General features: G+C 64.1%; 9 protein-coding genes. All 9 read right to left on the bottom strand.

Translation table 11 applies throughout. From position 1 onward, the window contains the following. Nucleotides 1-11 precede the first annotated feature (11 nt). Nucleotides 12-1034 (bottom strand): UDP-glucose 4-epimerase GalE, encoded by a 1023-nt coding sequence (gene galE / locus ABIE53_RS05215; protein WP_192700553.1) that lies wholly within the window; start codon nt 1032-1034, stop codon nt 12-14. A 47-nt stretch (nt 1035-1081) separates the two neighbouring features. Continuing rightward, complete coding sequence (locus tag ABIE53_RS05210) at nt 1082-2014, bottom strand: endo alpha-1,4 polygalactosaminidase (protein WP_376914753.1); 933 nt, start codon at nt 2012-2014, stop codon at nt 1082-1084. A 7-nt stretch (nt 2015-2021) separates the two neighbouring features. Next, complete coding sequence (pelG, locus tag ABIE53_RS05205; RefSeq protein WP_192700552.1) at nt 2022-3395, bottom strand: exopolysaccharide Pel transporter PelG; 1374 nt, start codon at nt 3393-3395, stop codon at nt 2022-2024. After that, on the bottom strand, nt 3395-5026 hold the full coding sequence (gene pelF, locus ABIE53_RS05200) for a GT4 family glycosyltransferase PelF (protein WP_192700551.1): 1632 nt from the start codon (nt 5024-5026) through the stop codon (nt 3395-3397). The genes pelG and pelF overlap by 1 nt, the downstream gene beginning before the upstream one ends. Continuing rightward, nucleotides 5023-6069 carry a hypothetical protein gene (locus tag ABIE53_RS05195; protein ID WP_192700550.1) on the bottom strand — a complete coding sequence of 349 codons (1047 nt, stop codon included), beginning with the start codon at nt 6067-6069 and terminating at the stop codon, nt 5023-5025. Before ABIE53_RS05195 ends, pelF begins: the two co-directional genes overlap by 4 nt. A gap of 4 nt (nt 6070-6073) precedes the next feature. Further along, nucleotides 6074-7489 (bottom strand): PelD GGDEF domain-containing protein, encoded by a 1416-nt coding sequence (locus ABIE53_RS05190; RefSeq protein WP_192700549.1) that lies wholly within the window; start codon nt 7487-7489, stop codon nt 6074-6076. A 64-nt stretch (nt 7490-7553) separates the two neighbouring features. Then, nucleotides 7554-8096, bottom strand: coding sequence for a penicillin-binding protein activator LpoB (locus tag ABIE53_RS05185; protein WP_502922735.1), 543 nt, complete (start codon nt 8094-8096; stop codon nt 7554-7556). 82 nt (nt 8097-8178) lie between these two features. Next, nucleotides 8179-12153: a tetratricopeptide repeat protein gene (locus ABIE53_RS05180; RefSeq protein ID WP_192700547.1), complete on the bottom strand. Its 3975-nt coding sequence runs from the start codon at nt 12151-12153 to the stop codon at nt 8179-8181. Next, nucleotides 12143-15046 carry a bifunctional glycoside hydrolase/polysaccharide deacetylase family protein gene (locus tag ABIE53_RS05175; RefSeq protein ID WP_192700546.1) on the bottom strand — a complete coding sequence of 968 codons (2904 nt, stop codon included), beginning with the start codon at nt 15044-15046 and terminating at the stop codon, nt 12143-12145. The genes ABIE53_RS05180 and ABIE53_RS05175 overlap by 11 nt, the downstream gene beginning before the upstream one ends. Between the last annotated feature and the right edge of the window lie 28 nt (nt 15047-15074).

The following is a 15074-nucleotide window of genomic DNA, read 5'->3' as shown; positions in this document are numbered from 1 at the left end:
CGGACTGTCCGTCACGCGTAACCAGTCGGATTGCCCGACTGCCAGCGCCAGTGGTCTGCGCACATGCGTTCAATGCCGTATTGGGCGCGCCAGCCGAGAAGCCTGTCCGCCGCGGCAGGGTTCGCAAAGCAGCACGCGACGTCGCCAGGACGGCGCCCCACGATTTCATAAGGGACCCGCTTGCCCGATGCCTTTTCGAATGCGCGCACAACATCCAGCACACCGTAACCTCGTCCAGTACCGAGATTCACGACGAAGCCCGTATCGCGCCGCGCGAGCGCGTCAAGCGCAGCGAGATGTCCGCGCGCGAGATCGACCACATGAATGTAATCACGCACACCGGTGCCGTCCGGCGTGTCATAGTCGCCGCCGAATACGCGCAGTTTTTCCAGCTTTCCGATCGCCACCTGGGCTACGTACGGCATCAGGTTGCTGGGAATACCGCCCGGGTCTTCGCCGATCAAACCGCTTTCGTGCGCACCGACCGGATTAAAGTAACGCAAGGTGGCAATGCGCCATAACGGATCGGATGCTTCCAGGTCGCGCAGCACCTGCTCGGCGATCAGCTTGGTCTGGCCATAGGGGTTGGTTGCCGACAGGGGAAACGACTCGTCGATCGGCGACGTCTTCGGCACGCCGTAGACCGTCGCTGACGAACTGAACACCAACTGTTTTACACTGCGCTCACGCATGACCGAGAGCAGCGCGAGCAGACTGCCGATGTTGTTGTCGTAGTACTCGATCGGCCTTGTGACCGATTCCCCCACCGCCTTCAACGCGGCAAAGTGAATCGCTCCTGTAATGGGATGCCAGTCGAAGACGCGTCGCAACGCGCGCTCATCGCGCGAATCGGCTTCGTAGAACATCACGCGCCTGCCGGTGATCTGATCGACGCGCGTTAGCGACGCGCGGTTACTGTTGACCAGATTGTCGACCACGACGACGTCGTAGCCGCAATTCAACAACTCGACGCAGGTGTGCGAGCCAATAAAACCGGCACCGCCGGTGACCAGGATTGTGCCTCTTATCGTCATTCGTCAATCCTTTTTCCTGTTTGCCCAGTGTAAGTCGTGGGACTCGCTCAATGTTGGCGTGCCGACCCGAGGCCCACGCCCGCAAGCGCGCCATCGGTGACGTACGGCACGATCCCGGCCTGGCCGATGCGTGAAGCGGTGCCGGTTCGACAAGCTTCGTCGGCGGGATCGCAATAGTCGATTGCGAGCACCGGCAGTCTGTACCTGTCGCGGATCAACGCCGCCTGCTTGAGCAGCCAGTCACGGTCGCTTTGCGGCACTTCGACATAACGCTGCTTGCCCCCGTCCCAACCGCGATACAAGGATTCGAAGGCGACCATGTAGGCGAGCTCATGAACCTGCGGCAGCACTTCGAAACCCCGGTTGAAGATCAGCCTGGCTTTCGGATAACGGGCCTTGATCGCGCGTATGACCCGGACGAGCCCCGCTTCCTGGGCCGCACGCGCCTCGGGCGTTCTGGCAATGAGTTGATAGGAATCGAGTGTGTCGAGGAAAAAGCCCCGGTAGCCCTTTTTCCACAGCGGCGTGATGATTTCATCCACGAAAAATGCGGGCCATTCGGTCACCGTCTGATCGATCACCTGCGAAGCCCATGCCTCGTTGACGCCGCGCATCCAGGCGGGCGGTATCTGGCCGAAATAGGCGCGCTCGGCATTCACCTCGCCAACGCTGACATAGGCGAACCAGGCGGCATGCTGCTTCGCGTGCGCCCGCGGATTGAACTGCGCATCGGCATCGAGCACCACCACGTCGAATGAGGCCAGATCTTTGACCGGTGGATTCACCCCATAGTAGAGCGCAACCGAAGGGCCTCGGGGCCCTTCGGCCGCCCCTTGCGCCTGGCAGACCGAGGCCATCGCGCCCAGCGTCACCATGCGCGCAAATCTGCCGATGAGACGCAGCAGCGCGCGAACGGCAACACGCCAGTCCTGAACCTGCCCGATCAAACCCGATTGCTCTTTCATCTTGCTGGTGCTCACCCGCGACTCATCCTCGCAGCATGTAGGTTTCGTATTCGAGCGAATTGAATCTTCGGTCGAGCGTGATAACGGAGATCACCACCACGACCAGCAGCGCCAGCGCGAATCCGTAGCCATAAAAATCCGGGCCGAGTTTGAGCGTGATGGCGGTGAACAGACCGTTGAGCACGACGAAGCCAGCCGTGAGCTTGAGCACGGAGCGTCGCCCGTCCAGATAGAAAAACACGTTCAGCAAACCTAGCAGCAGCACTTGCAGGCTGGCCGAGATTACGTCCACGATCAGAAGCGGCATATACAAGGTCGAGATGCCCAGCGCTTCGAGCACGAGATGCCCGAAGGCGAGAATCATCAGCAGCACGACCGCCTGGATTTTCACGATCTCGTACAGCCCTGCCCGGACGCTGCTGACCATCATGTCGCGCATGTCGTTGATGTGGCGCAGGGTGGCGCCGCTGCGCACCGCATCGTAGAAACGGTCATAGTATTCGACGAAGTCCGCCTCGATACGTACGAGAAAGGTCGCCATGCCGGGCATCACGCATACGTATGCAATGAACACGGGAATGTCGTAGATCACCGACGCATGCAGCGGTCCGATCCCCTGCGCGCCCGTCTCTGGCGCATACCAGAACATGAACTTGTCGATCCACACACCCAGGTTGAACAGCAATCCCACCAGCGCGAGGCTCGGATACGCAAAGCGTTTTTCCATCACCTCGAACGAAATAAAGCGCGCGCTGCGGTAGTTGCGGTAGATAAGCCCGGACAGACCGGCGAGCAGCACGACATGCCCCGCGACGAAACCGCCGAGCAGACCAGACAGTCCATGACGGTTGAGCATGAGTGCGAACGCCACCGTGCAACCGTAGCCAAGCGCAAATACATACAGGATTTGCCGGTACTGCTTCACGCTCGATAGGAAAATCACCGCGATCCAGATATTGCTGACAACGACGAGGCCCGCCACCATCAGAAGCCGGTAGATCAGCGGCTCGCCGCGAAAACCGAACGTGACCGCGATCACGCCGAGCAGGCCGGCGACCGACGTGGATATCAGGACGACGCCGTTATAGTTGGAAAGCACGAGGTCGTCGCGCTTTTCGAACAGACGGTCTGAAATAAAGCGCGTGAACGATAGTTGCAAAGGCCCGGTCAGGATCAGGCTGCATGCGATCAGATACGTCACCGAGACCTGGAACTGCACGATCGCATACTTGGGTATCACAAACGCCAGGCTCAAAAGACCAATGATCAGGATACCGAATATCGACAGGATAAGCGGCCCCGAGCTGATGAGTCCCGCATACGCATAGGCGCGCGCGACGCCGGTCAGCGTCTGGTGTTTCAGTATCTTGCGAAGCTCGAAACCGATGCCCGCCATCAGTTCACTCCTTGCGATTGAGCCGGCGTTCCTGCAACGGCGCCATGGTGCACCGGACAGCCGCCGCGGGCCGCGGCCCGGCCGTCGGCATCGCCAGCCCGGGTGGGCGCCGCCGTCAGGCGCTGGTACAGCACGCGGTATTGTTCAATCATCTGTTTCTTCGTATAGAAGCGACGCACGCGTGCAATGCCGGCTTGCTGCGCGGCTAGCCAGCGCGGCTCGTCGCCGAGCAGTTCGAGCACGGCCTGCGCGAACGCGGCCGGATTGGCGATCGGCACGACACTGCCCGCAAAACCCAGCGCGGCGTCTTCGTCGCCAGAGCCTTCAATCAGCTGGCGGCATGAGCCGACGTCGGTCGTGATCGCGGGCACGCCCGCTGCGAAGCCTTCGAGTACGACGAGCGGCAATGCCTCGCTGATCGAACTCAGCGCTATCACATCCACTTGCGGCAAGATCTCATCGAGGCGCCGGAAGCCGAGGAACTTCACGTTTTTCGCAAGCCCGAGGCTTTGCACGAGTGCATGACATTCCAGTGCGTACGACGGGTCTTCCTCCTCCGGACCGACAATCCAGCCCTCGATGTCCGGCATGCTTCGCGACGCGATGAACAGCGCCCGGATGAAAGTCTTGATGTCCTTGATCGGCACCACGCGGCCAATCAGCGCGACCACGTTGCGCGCACGCACGGCGCGCTTTTCGATGAGCGGCGCGAACGCATCGACGTCGACGCCGTTCGGAATGCTGCGCGTGCGCGAGGCCTGCGCGCCGTCGGCGATCTGCCGCTGGCGATTGGCCTCGTACAGCGCGACGATGTCGTCGGCGGCGTCGTACGCGAGCTTGCCCAGCGCTTCAAAGAAGCGCACCCACAGCTCGCGGAAATAGCTGATCCGGGAAATGTCGCGCTCGAACGCACCGCGGTTGTCGCGAATCCACTGGCTTTGCAGCAGATCGATCTTGCGTTCCTTGGTATAGATGCCGTGTTCGGACACGAGCAGCGGCCGCCCCGTCCGGTAGTGGGCGAGCGCGCCGAGAAAGCCCGCATAGCCGGTGGACACTGTGTGATAGACCCTCGCCGGCGGCAACTGCTGCGCCACGCGCGCGAGTTGCCACAGCGGCTTGTGCATGATCCGCACGGTCCAGAAGTAATCGGTAAACGACGGGTCCGTGCAATACCGGTTGTACTGGTCGACGATAAAGTCCCACGCGGCACGGCTCCGCAGGAACTGCTCCTCGCTCAGCGGCGCATTGTCGCCGATCAGCTGCACCATGTCGGCCATCAGCACACCGGCGTCCGCGGCGCCATGATTACGCCATGCGTCGTGCAAGGCGGCGGAGCGGGCGAACGCTTCCGCGTCGCCCGGAATCTCACGCGCCGGCTGCGCGTCCGCGGGCGCGGCCTCGTACAGATAGTGCGCCTCGAAATGCACGACGTTATCCGGCAGCGCATACGCGGCGCCTTCGTAATCCTCTTCGCGGCTACCCACGAATACGATTGAGAACTGCAGTTCGGGATAAGAGCGGATCATTTCGTTGACCCAGCTCGACACGCCGCCGCGCACATACGGGAACGTGCCTTCCAGCAGCAGGCAGACATCGGCTTGCGCGGCGCGGCGCAGCAGTGAAGGTTTCATGTTGACCAGTAACGCGCGACAGGTTTGAGCATGGGCAGCGTCGCGGCATTGCCGAGCGACGCCAGCAGTTCGGACACGCGCGCAAAATCGCCGCGCAGATATTCAACTTCGGCAAGCCATGGGACGAGACGCTCGCGAGGAAAGCCGAGCGTCTGCGCACGCGCCATGTGTGCGGCGGCTTCGCCCGCCGCGCCGTTGGCAAGCGAAAGCCGGCCGCGGATCATCCACAGGGCGGCGTCGCCGTCGTCGATTTCGAGCGCGGCGCAGGCATGGCGGTCGGCCTGCTCGAGCGTATGCCGGTAGACCGCGCCCTGCACGAGGTTCTGATAGATCAACTCGGAATACAGCTCGGCTAGCTGACGATTGATCGCGCGACGTTGCGCATCGGTCGTGGCCGTCTCGAGGCTTTGCTCGCTCTGCAGGATGCGCTGCGTGACTTCGTTCTCCGCCTGATCGAGCGTTCCGTAAGCGATCAGCCGCACGTCTTCCACGGGGTCTGCAAGCAGTTCGCGCAGCAGAGTGCCCGTGGTGCGCGTCGGCATGGACTGAATGGCGACGAGTGCGGACAGCCGGTCGGTCGCGTTCACCTGCGTGTTGACGATACGCGCCTGCAAACGTGCGCCGCCGCCATGCGACACACGCGACATCAGATAAGTAACGAACTCGGGCGCCGGGACGTCGTCCATTTCGTCGCCGCTATTCGCACGCGGCGACCACGCGGCCCACAGACAGCTCGCGAGCACGACGAGCGCGCCGAAGAGCGGCACGAACGTGCATGCCAGCCACAACAGCAGCAAACTCCAGCCGCGCGGCTCACGATAGTGCAACGGCAGAAGCGCGCGGCACAACAACGCCTGCAAGGCCGCGCCGACCAGATTAATGGCGACGACCGGCAACAGCGGATCGAAACCTGTCTGTGTCCCCGCGATGCGCCAGATCAGCGCGTACTGCGCGATCCCCACGAGCAGGAGGCCGACAGCGGCGGCCGCTGCTGCGAGAGCACGATGCGTGGACAAAGGGCGGCGGGGGGTCTTTACGGACATGGCGTCAGACCTCGATGCCGCTGCGCACGAGAAGGCGCTTGAGCGCCGGGCCGGGGTCGCCGCCAAGATGCAGCGTATGCACGCCGATGCGCGCGCCTTCCAGGTCGAGATTGAACTGCGCGCGCAGGCTGCTTTCGATCCGCGCGAGATAACCGTCCACGCCTGTGGCATCCGTCACGGGCATCAGGTTGATCAGCACCGACTGTCCCACTGACTTGACCGGCCACATCAGATCTAGCGCGCGGCGGCGGCGCATCACGTGTTCGAAGAACGAATCGCCTTCGTCGTCGTGCGGGAATACCAGCGCGACCAGCGACGATGTAACGCCTGCCGCGCGTTCGAGGCGCGTGAGGCGGCTGACGTCCAGCGCGAATTCGTAGGGACAGTCCGGCACCGAACGCAGGATTTTTTGCACCTGCTCAGAATGCTCGACGCCGTCCGCGTAATAGCCGAGCAATACGAGCAGCAGTTGCAGATTGTCGAAATTCAACGACAGGAACGGCATCCGCCTGATCGCCAGCACGGCGAGTAGCCGGCCATCCGCCGAAATCACCGGCGCGCACACCAGCAAAGCCGAGCTGGTGACGGGTTGCCCGTCGCTCTTCAGATGGGCGACCGCGTGGGTGTCGAGCGCGCGTGCGACGAGTTCGTCGTGCGGATCGAGATCGAACGCGTCGCCGATACGAGCGAGCGCTTGCCCTGCAATCTTGCCGCCGTGCACCGGATAGAGCCCGGCCACTTCGATCTGACATGCCTGCGCGACGAATTCGAGCAGCGCATGCGCGCCTGGCATGCCTGCCTGGTTGCTTTGATCCGGCGCGGCCGGCGCCTGATCCAGGCCGTGCACGACCGACAGACGGCGCAGTTCCGTAATCGAATCGCGCAGCGTCGTGGGTCTCGACAGCAGATCCTTCTCGAGCCGCTCGTGCGACAGGCGCATCAGGTAATGACTATTGGTGATGGCGACGAGCCGGTCATTCAGATAGTCGTTCAACGTGTTCGCGCGTTGCGCGCGGTTGCCCCACGTATCGCCGAAATGCCCCGCGACGATCGTTTGCAACAGGCCGCCGGTGAAAAACAGCGTCGGCCAGGCTTCGGCGCTGCCGTGCATCAGTACCTGCCATGCGCCGATCAGCATCGCACAAGCCAGCAGGCCGAGCAGCGTGCCATAGCGCAGCGCGACGATCAGCGGCGCGAACCACAGCCACGGAAAACCCGCGTGCAGCAGAAACGGATCGTTGCGGTCGAATGTCCAGCACAGCGCGCCGATGACCGCGACGAAGACGATCGTCTCGACAACGGAAAACGGCCGCGTCACCGCGGGTGCAACGAAGCGCCGCAGCGCGCCCAGATTTCCGAACGGATTCGAGTGACGCGGCTTCGCCGCACTGGCGGCGGATTGCGCGGTGACGGTATTCACAGCCGACTCCTCATGATGTGTCGGGATACAGATGACAGCATGCGTGCGCCAGGCGGCGCGACCATCAACCGCGTACGCGCAGCGGCGACAACAGGCTGCCGATCAGCGACGATGCAACGCTCGACAGGCTCGAACGCGTCCAGCCGCTTTTCGACCCCGTGGCGCTCCACACGACCTGGCCCGACGCGACGTCGATCAACTCGAACGTGACGCCCGCCACCGGCTCGCCGTCCACGCCGACCTTGTAGCGCCACTCTTCCACTGCGCCGGTCAGCACGTATTTCACGTGCTGCTCGCGGGCCCAAGCGAGCTTTTTCTCGCCCAGATCGCGCTGCGCGGTATCGAACATCGCGTTCGCGGAAGGATCGGCCGGCGCAATCCGCACGTCGGTCAGACCGTTGGCCCGCAGTGTATTCGCCGCGATCGCCGCGGCGCTGCTGCCGGCCGCGGGCGTTTCGGTAAAGTTCGCCATCGACACGATCGCCACCGGGTCCTTAGCGGCAAGCGCCGGCGATCCGCTTTGACGGATCGAACCGCAGGCGCCCAGCAGCAGCGCCGACACCGCGACCAGCGCGGACCATTTGACTAGGCCGAAGCCTCTATTCATGCTGTTCATCGAACCACTCCTCAGTAAGGTTGTTTTTGTCGCGGGCGCGCTGGCCCGCGGTGTCGGTAGAACGGATCAGTCATCAGTAGTACCAGCTGTAGCGCGTGCCCAGTACCGTGACCGGCGTGCCGATTTTCGACACGCGCTGGTGTTGCAGAAACACGGCGAGATGGTCGTTGCCCAACACCGTGCCTGCAATGCCCGCGCTGAATTGCGGCCCCCAGCCCTGAATCGAATCGTGCAGCAGGCCGACGTCGAAGAAAGGACGCCAGCGGTGCGTGTACTGTTCGAGCAGATCGTTGCCTGCGCCGAAAAAGAAGCCGTATTGCGTGTAGGTGTCCGGCATGAAGTCGCGCGGAGTCGCCGGTTGCAATGCCACGGGCAACAGCCGCGAGATCAGCGGGTTGGCCTGCCCGCTCGCGCCGTAGCCGCCGTGCGTAATCAGCGCGCGCAGCGTGTAGTCCGGATATTGCGTGCGGATCCGGTAACTGACCTCGCCCGTCGACAGCACTCCGCTGCCCAGATACGTGCGGGCCTGGCTATAGAAGCGATCCGCTTCCACGCTGCCCGAGAACGTTATGTGCTGCGTCATGCGATAGGTGAAGTCGCCGATCACGTTGTCCTTCATGCCGCCCACCAGCAGCGATTGCGTTTCGTCCGCGACCTGATTGCGGCCGGCGCGCAGACCGAGCGTGAGGGGCGAATTGCGGCCCAGTTCGCCTGCCAGATCGAGCGTGTAAAACGAGCTGGATGCAATGCGCCGGCCACCCGTGACCGTGAACGACGTATCGCGCGTGCGCCGCTCGCCATAGATGTTGAGCCAGCGGTCAACCGAGGGCACGTTGACCAGCTGCGTGATGTCGGTCGAATGCTGGAAATGCTGGACCGCCGTCACGCCGACAAGATATCGCTCGGCGATCTTGCGGCTGCCGGCAAGCGTCGTCTCCACATAGTCGAGCGGATGTTCGACGTAGTTGGTGACGCTCGCGTCTATCGATTGCGGCCAGTCGAGCGCCGTCTCGGTCACGCGGGTATGCAGTTCGGTATCTTCCGGCGCGCCGCCAAGCGCGTCGAATGCCAGCTCTTGGGCGCGATCCGGCTTGTCCACGGCAATCGTTGCATCGATGCGGTCGTAGACGGGCAGTCGCGAACGCTCCTCGTCGAGCAGGCGCGTCATCTCGGGCACGTCGTTTTCGGCGAGGGCGATTGTCAGACGCGCGTCGGCGGGCCGCGACAGGCGCTCGGCGTATTGCTGCGCGAGCCAGCGCTTCGCCAGCGGATTGCTTTCGTGCGACAGTGCCCACGCAATCGCCACGTCTTTTGCGACCGCGCCCCGCACGCGTGCGTTTTGCGGCAAATCCGCGCCCTGCATCGGCGCGCCGCCAGGCAGGCCCTTCACCGCGCCGATCAGCGTGCGCCGCGTTTGTGCCGTGTCGGCGGGCGTCGCATGATTCGACATCAGCCCGTCGAGCAGCGCAGCCGACGTGTCGCCCGTTGCGAACTCGGTGGACAACGTGACGCGCCGGCCACGCAGATCGGCCACTGTTTCTGCGTCCTGCAACGTGCGCCCGCGCATCGACGCGCGTTGGGCATTGCGCGGCGTCGCGAGCTTGGCCTGTTCGTCCTGAAGTTGCAGCCACACTTTCTTGCGGATCGTCCACGCAAGTCCCGCATGGCCCGACTGTTCCTGCGCGTCGGCATAGGTAAGCAGCCACAGTGGATCGCGTGACATCACGCCGGTTTGACGGCGCAGATACTCAAGCGCCGCGACGGGACGATTCAGGCGCATTTCGGCTGCGGCGAACGGTCCCCACAACGCGGAACTCTGAGCGGCGCTGCCGCGCCAGCGCTTGAGCGCCGCCCGCAGATCCGCGTCGCTGCCGTAGTCGACCAGCGTCCATAGATACGCCGCGCTCACGTCGGAGCCCGCGCCCGGAAGATCGACCGCCCGCTTCAGATCGGCGAGTGCATTTTGCGGCTGCCCCACGAGCCGGTAGTATTCGGCGCGCACGCCGAGCAGCGCGGGCGACGACTCCGCTGTCACACGCTCCTGCGGCGTGAGGCCGTCCAGCAGTGTGGCGATACGGTCCAGCGCCTGTGCGTCCAGGTAGTAGTAGATCGCGTCGCGCAAGGCGCGCGCCGTGTGCTCGCGCCGAAAACGCAATTCAGCAACGCGGCCCGCGTCGATCGGATAGGGATCGTAGAAGTCCGTCATTTCGCCCAGATCTTCCGACGTCGCGGTGCCGTTCGCGAGCAGATGGCGATACGCTTCGTTGGCGTCGTCATCGCGTTGCAGCAACCGCGCCAGTTCCGCATAGTTGCGCCAGAAGATTTCGTCACCGGCTTTTGCGCCCGCGCGTGCCGACTTCAACGCGGCCAGCGAGGCGCGATAGTCGCCTTGCCGATACAGAACGCTCGCGGTGCGCAGAGCAGCCGTCGCGTCGTCCGGATGGCGCGCCTGGACTGCCCGGTAGATGGCGAGCGCCTGGTCGTCGTGGCCGGCGCGTTCGGCAAGCGTGCCGATGCGCTGATCGATCGCGTCGCCGTTTGTGCCGCGCGGCAGCGAGCGGAGGAACGACAGACCGTCGTCAGGGCGGCCAAGCCGCTCGTAGGTGGCAATCACGCTGTCCACCAGCTTTATGTCGCCGGGTGTGGCGCGGGCCTGATGAACCAGCGCGACCAGATACGCTTCGTCGTCGTTGAGCATGGGTGCGATTCGCAGGACGTTCTGCCAGCCGACGGGGTCGTTCGACACCTGCGCATATTCGAGCCAGGACTTGAGCGCGAGCGGCGGGTCCCGGTTCCATTCGGCCACCTGGGCGAGCCGCTTGACCCACAGCGCTGAGCGCGGGTCGCGCTGCACCTCTTGCGCGGCAATCTTCTGTGCGTTCGGCAAGTCGCCTGATTCGACGAATGCCTGGAACACGGTGTCCGCTATGCCCCCGCCACCAGCCGACCTGGCGGATGAAAGCGCTGCGGCTGACGGCGGTGCCGCTGCCGGTGTGCTTGCGGCTTTCGTCGCAGTTGCAGCCGATGCAGCCGATGCGGCCGAGACCCGGACGACCCGCACCGCGCCCTGCCCTTCGACGCCGCCGCCTGCCGCGCGCCGGCTCGCGCGCAGGAAACCACTATTCACCGCGACGGGGCCGTCCATGTACGCGTAGCTTGCGGTGTGAGCAGGCACCGCTTGCGGCGACTCGTCGTGCGGTGCTATCGACGCATAGCGCGCCAACATTTTCGCGTAACGGTCTACCGCCGCCGGCCGGTTCGCTGCGCGCGCAACGCTCAGCAATACGACGAGCGTGCCCGGATCGTCGACGAGCTTGCCTGCGTGCGCGTCCGCCGCGGCGAGCGCATCGTCGAGCAGATTGCCCGCTTGCAACGCGCGTATGCCGGCCACGAAACAATGGCGTTGCCCATCGACCGTATGCGCTGCCGCCTGCTGACGGAACCATGCGTCCGCGGCCGCGCGATAATCGCCGACCTGAAGCGCATAGCGCGTGATTTGCGTGTCCCATTTCGTGCGTCCCTCGGGATCGTTCGCCGAGAGCCGTGCGTAGAGTTGCATCGCAAGGTCGGGCAGGCCGGCGGCAGCCGAGCGCTGCGCAAGCCATTCGACGTCCTTCGGCGCCCATTGCAGGCGCGCCGCCGCTTTAAGCTTCGCGCGGAAGCCGGCCAGTTCGACCGCGCGGTGCGGATCGTCCTCGGTAGTCGCAAAAGTGCGCTGTTCCGCCGTCGAAAGACGCAGCATCGTAGCGCTGCGCCGCATGTCGTCGGTGCCAAGCGCGTCCATGCGAGCGGCGATCCGCTCGGTATCGGCGGTGCGGCCAAGATACGAATATTGCGCGCCGAGCAGCGCGAGGAATTCCTCGTTGTCGGGCCGCACTCGCGACCATGCTTCCAGGTAGGCGACGCTCAGTTCGTTGGGCGCGCCTACCGAGGCGACGCGCTGACGCAAGCCGCCGCGCGGCGACACGCCGTACAGCGCGAGTAGAACGACGCCCGCAAGCAGATAGACGAGCCAGGCCGGTGCGATACGAAGACGTTTAGCGCTCACAGGAAATCTCGACGGGCTGATAGTTCACCTGCAGACTTGCGGCCGCCGGCGTATCGAAGCGCACCGTATCCCCTTCGCGGCGCGTGGCGACCCGGCGTCCGGCCACGCTGACGCTGCAGCTCTGCGCACCGGCCAGGCGGACGAACGGCTGGTAATAGCCGCCGAATTCGAAGGACATGCCGTTCGGCTCGCGCTTGAAGTTGCGCACGAAACCATTAGCTTCGGCGATGTAGGGCCATGCACCCGACGTCGGAACCGCTTCGCGGCCAGCCGATGGGTTGAACGACACACGTGCGGCGCCGTCCGCGATGTGAATGTAGATGCCGTCCGGTCCCGCCAAGTACCCGGTGACGCCGGTGGAGGCGCGCAGATCCGGCGTGCTCGTCGAAGGCCAATGCAGCTCGCGCACTTCGCCGTTGCCGCGCACGATCCAGTCGTCGCCCGCGCTGTTGCCCGCACCGGCACGCGCATCGGTGTCGCCATGCACGGCGCGCGCGACGGCGAATGAACGCCAGTCGAGCACCTTTTCCGTGTAGTCGGTCATCTGCACCGGCAGCACGGGCTGTGTGAGCACCGCCGTGAATATCTGGTCCAGCGCGCGCAGCGAGGCGATTTTCGTGCCGCTATACATGTGGTAGTACAGATCGATCGGCTTGAAGCGCAACGGCTTGTCCGTCATGTCGAAGGTTTCGAGCACGCGCGTGAAGCCGTAGAACGGGCCAAGCCAGTCGTTCGTATAGACGTTTTCGTCCTGATTCGGCGCGTAGACCTGGTAGGCGCCCGGCCCCTTGTCCACGCCGATGGGCGCGATATTGGTCCAGCTGCTCGCGCTCTTCGTAATGACGGTATCGCCGCCGTTCACGTTGGCGACGCCCGCCGCGTACACCTTGCGAATCACGATTGCGGGCGGCTTGCAGTTGCCCGGCCATTGCAGGATGGTCGTCTTCTTGCCGGGCGGCGCGAGGCGCGTGTTGATGTAATCGATCGAGCCGGTCACCTCGCGATCGATGTCGAACGTGTAATTCGGAATGCTCAGGGAGAATGCGGTATCGCCGCCGCCGCGGTCTACCCGCTGGCCCGTCGTGGCATCCACACTGCCCCAGTCAAACGGATGCGAATAGGTATGCGTGCCGATCGCGACATAAGGCAGCGCGAACATCTTGCGCGCGATCTCCTCCAGACGCGGCGAAATCTTGGGGTACAGGCCCGTGGGGCCGACTTCCCCCTCGATGACGGAGAGCGTCATGGGCACTTTGTAGCGCGTGAAAATCTGCTGATAGAGCGCGTCGCCCGAGTAGTCGGCGCCGGGGAATTCGGCGCGCGACGCAAAACCGTCGCCGTCCACGTGCGACATGAAAAGTCGCCGTCCATTTTCCGTCGTCACACTCGGCGACGGCATCTGCGTGAGACGCAATGCGGCGGTGAGGAACGAAATGGGCTGAATCGCCCAGCGTTCCTGGTCGATGCCGTTGAGCGACACGACCGTGTACGGGCTCATCGCGAAGCCGCCCCATGGGGTGATCGCGACAGGGTCGACGGTCGCATCGCCGCTTTGCACCCGCAGCAGCGGCCGGCTCGCAGCACCGACGCGCACGCCGGTCAGATCCCGCGGACCCAGCTTCGGATCGACTTCGAAGCCGATCATCGGATCGCGCGAGACCACATCCACCTTGTCGGTGAATGGACCTGACACCGCTTGCAGGTCGAGCGCGGGTCCTTCGTCGGCGGCCGCATCGAAACCGAACTGGCCGAGAAACGCAACGGGCACGTGCGAGGCGATGCGAGCATCCACCCAGTTGCGCCACGCCGCGCTGTCCTGCGTGCCGGTGCCCTGCAGCCACGCAACGACACCGGCGTAACGGTCCGGCGTGATGCCGTCGGGCAGCGGGTCCTTCACGTTCGCGTACTCGACGTCGTAGCCGAGATAGTTCAGGGGCGTCGCCAGATCGCGCACGCCGGGCGTTTCGTCGAGCAACAGGTCGTCGCCGGTGTCCTGCACGATCAGCACCTTGCGCGGCAGAACTTCGATTGCGCCGATACCCACCACGTTGCGCCTGACGTTGGTCACGTATGGCGTCACGCCTGTTGCCACCACCTGCGCGGCCGTCTTGCGCGCACATGCACGATCGTCCGCAGCGCAGTATTCGACCGACAGCACAGGCACGCCCGTCTGCTGCATGAACGCCTGAGCGGCCGCAGTGCGCGCGGCGCTATCGTCCGCGGAGACGACGGTGTCTTCGTCACCGTTGGCACTCATGCCGCGAATGAGCGAAGCACCGACAACCGCGTAGAGCGCTTTGGCGTGCGGCGCGGCGAGCCTCAGGGCGTCGGCGCCGCCGGCGATTAGAAGCGCGTCTGGATGCGCGGCATGGATTGCGTCGAGGGAGGCAATGGCATCTGTTGTGTCCAGCAGAAAACCGCGATAGCCGCGCTGCCACAGCGGCTCGATCTCGCGCGCAACGAATGCAGCCGGCGTGCCGGCATTGGCATCGGGATGCGCTCGCGCAAGCCATGCGGTATGGCGCAGCACATGTTCGGCGGGATTGAAATCGTACGCGGGATCGACTACGACTGCGTCGAAGGCTTGCAGAAGATCGACCGGCACATTGACGCCGTCGAAAAACGCGACATTGGCCGATTGCGCCTCGCGCGGTGCGCCTTGCGCTTTTTTCTGTGGCTGTGCTGACAGGGGTGCGCCTTGTACTTTCGCGGGCTGAGCGTTTCCGCCGATCGAGATCGTAGCAAGCGCCGCCACAACGGCGCACTGCAAAGCGCGCATCGCCAGTTGCGGATAAACCCGTCCGCACAGTTTGCGCGGCCGCCTCGACAGCCCATGTGGCACGTCGCGAAGCGGCGATTGCCCCTCGATTATCGTTTGAAACCCCGATGTCATATTTTGTTCGCTTTGTTGGTCTTTCTGC

It is taken from the genome of Paraburkholderia sp. OAS925, from assembly GCF_040543975.1.
In the GTDB taxonomy this organism is placed as follows: domain Bacteria; phylum Pseudomonadota; class Gammaproteobacteria; order Burkholderiales; family Burkholderiaceae; genus Paraburkholderia; species Paraburkholderia graminis.
This window is presented reverse-complemented; position numbering and strand designations above follow the sequence as displayed.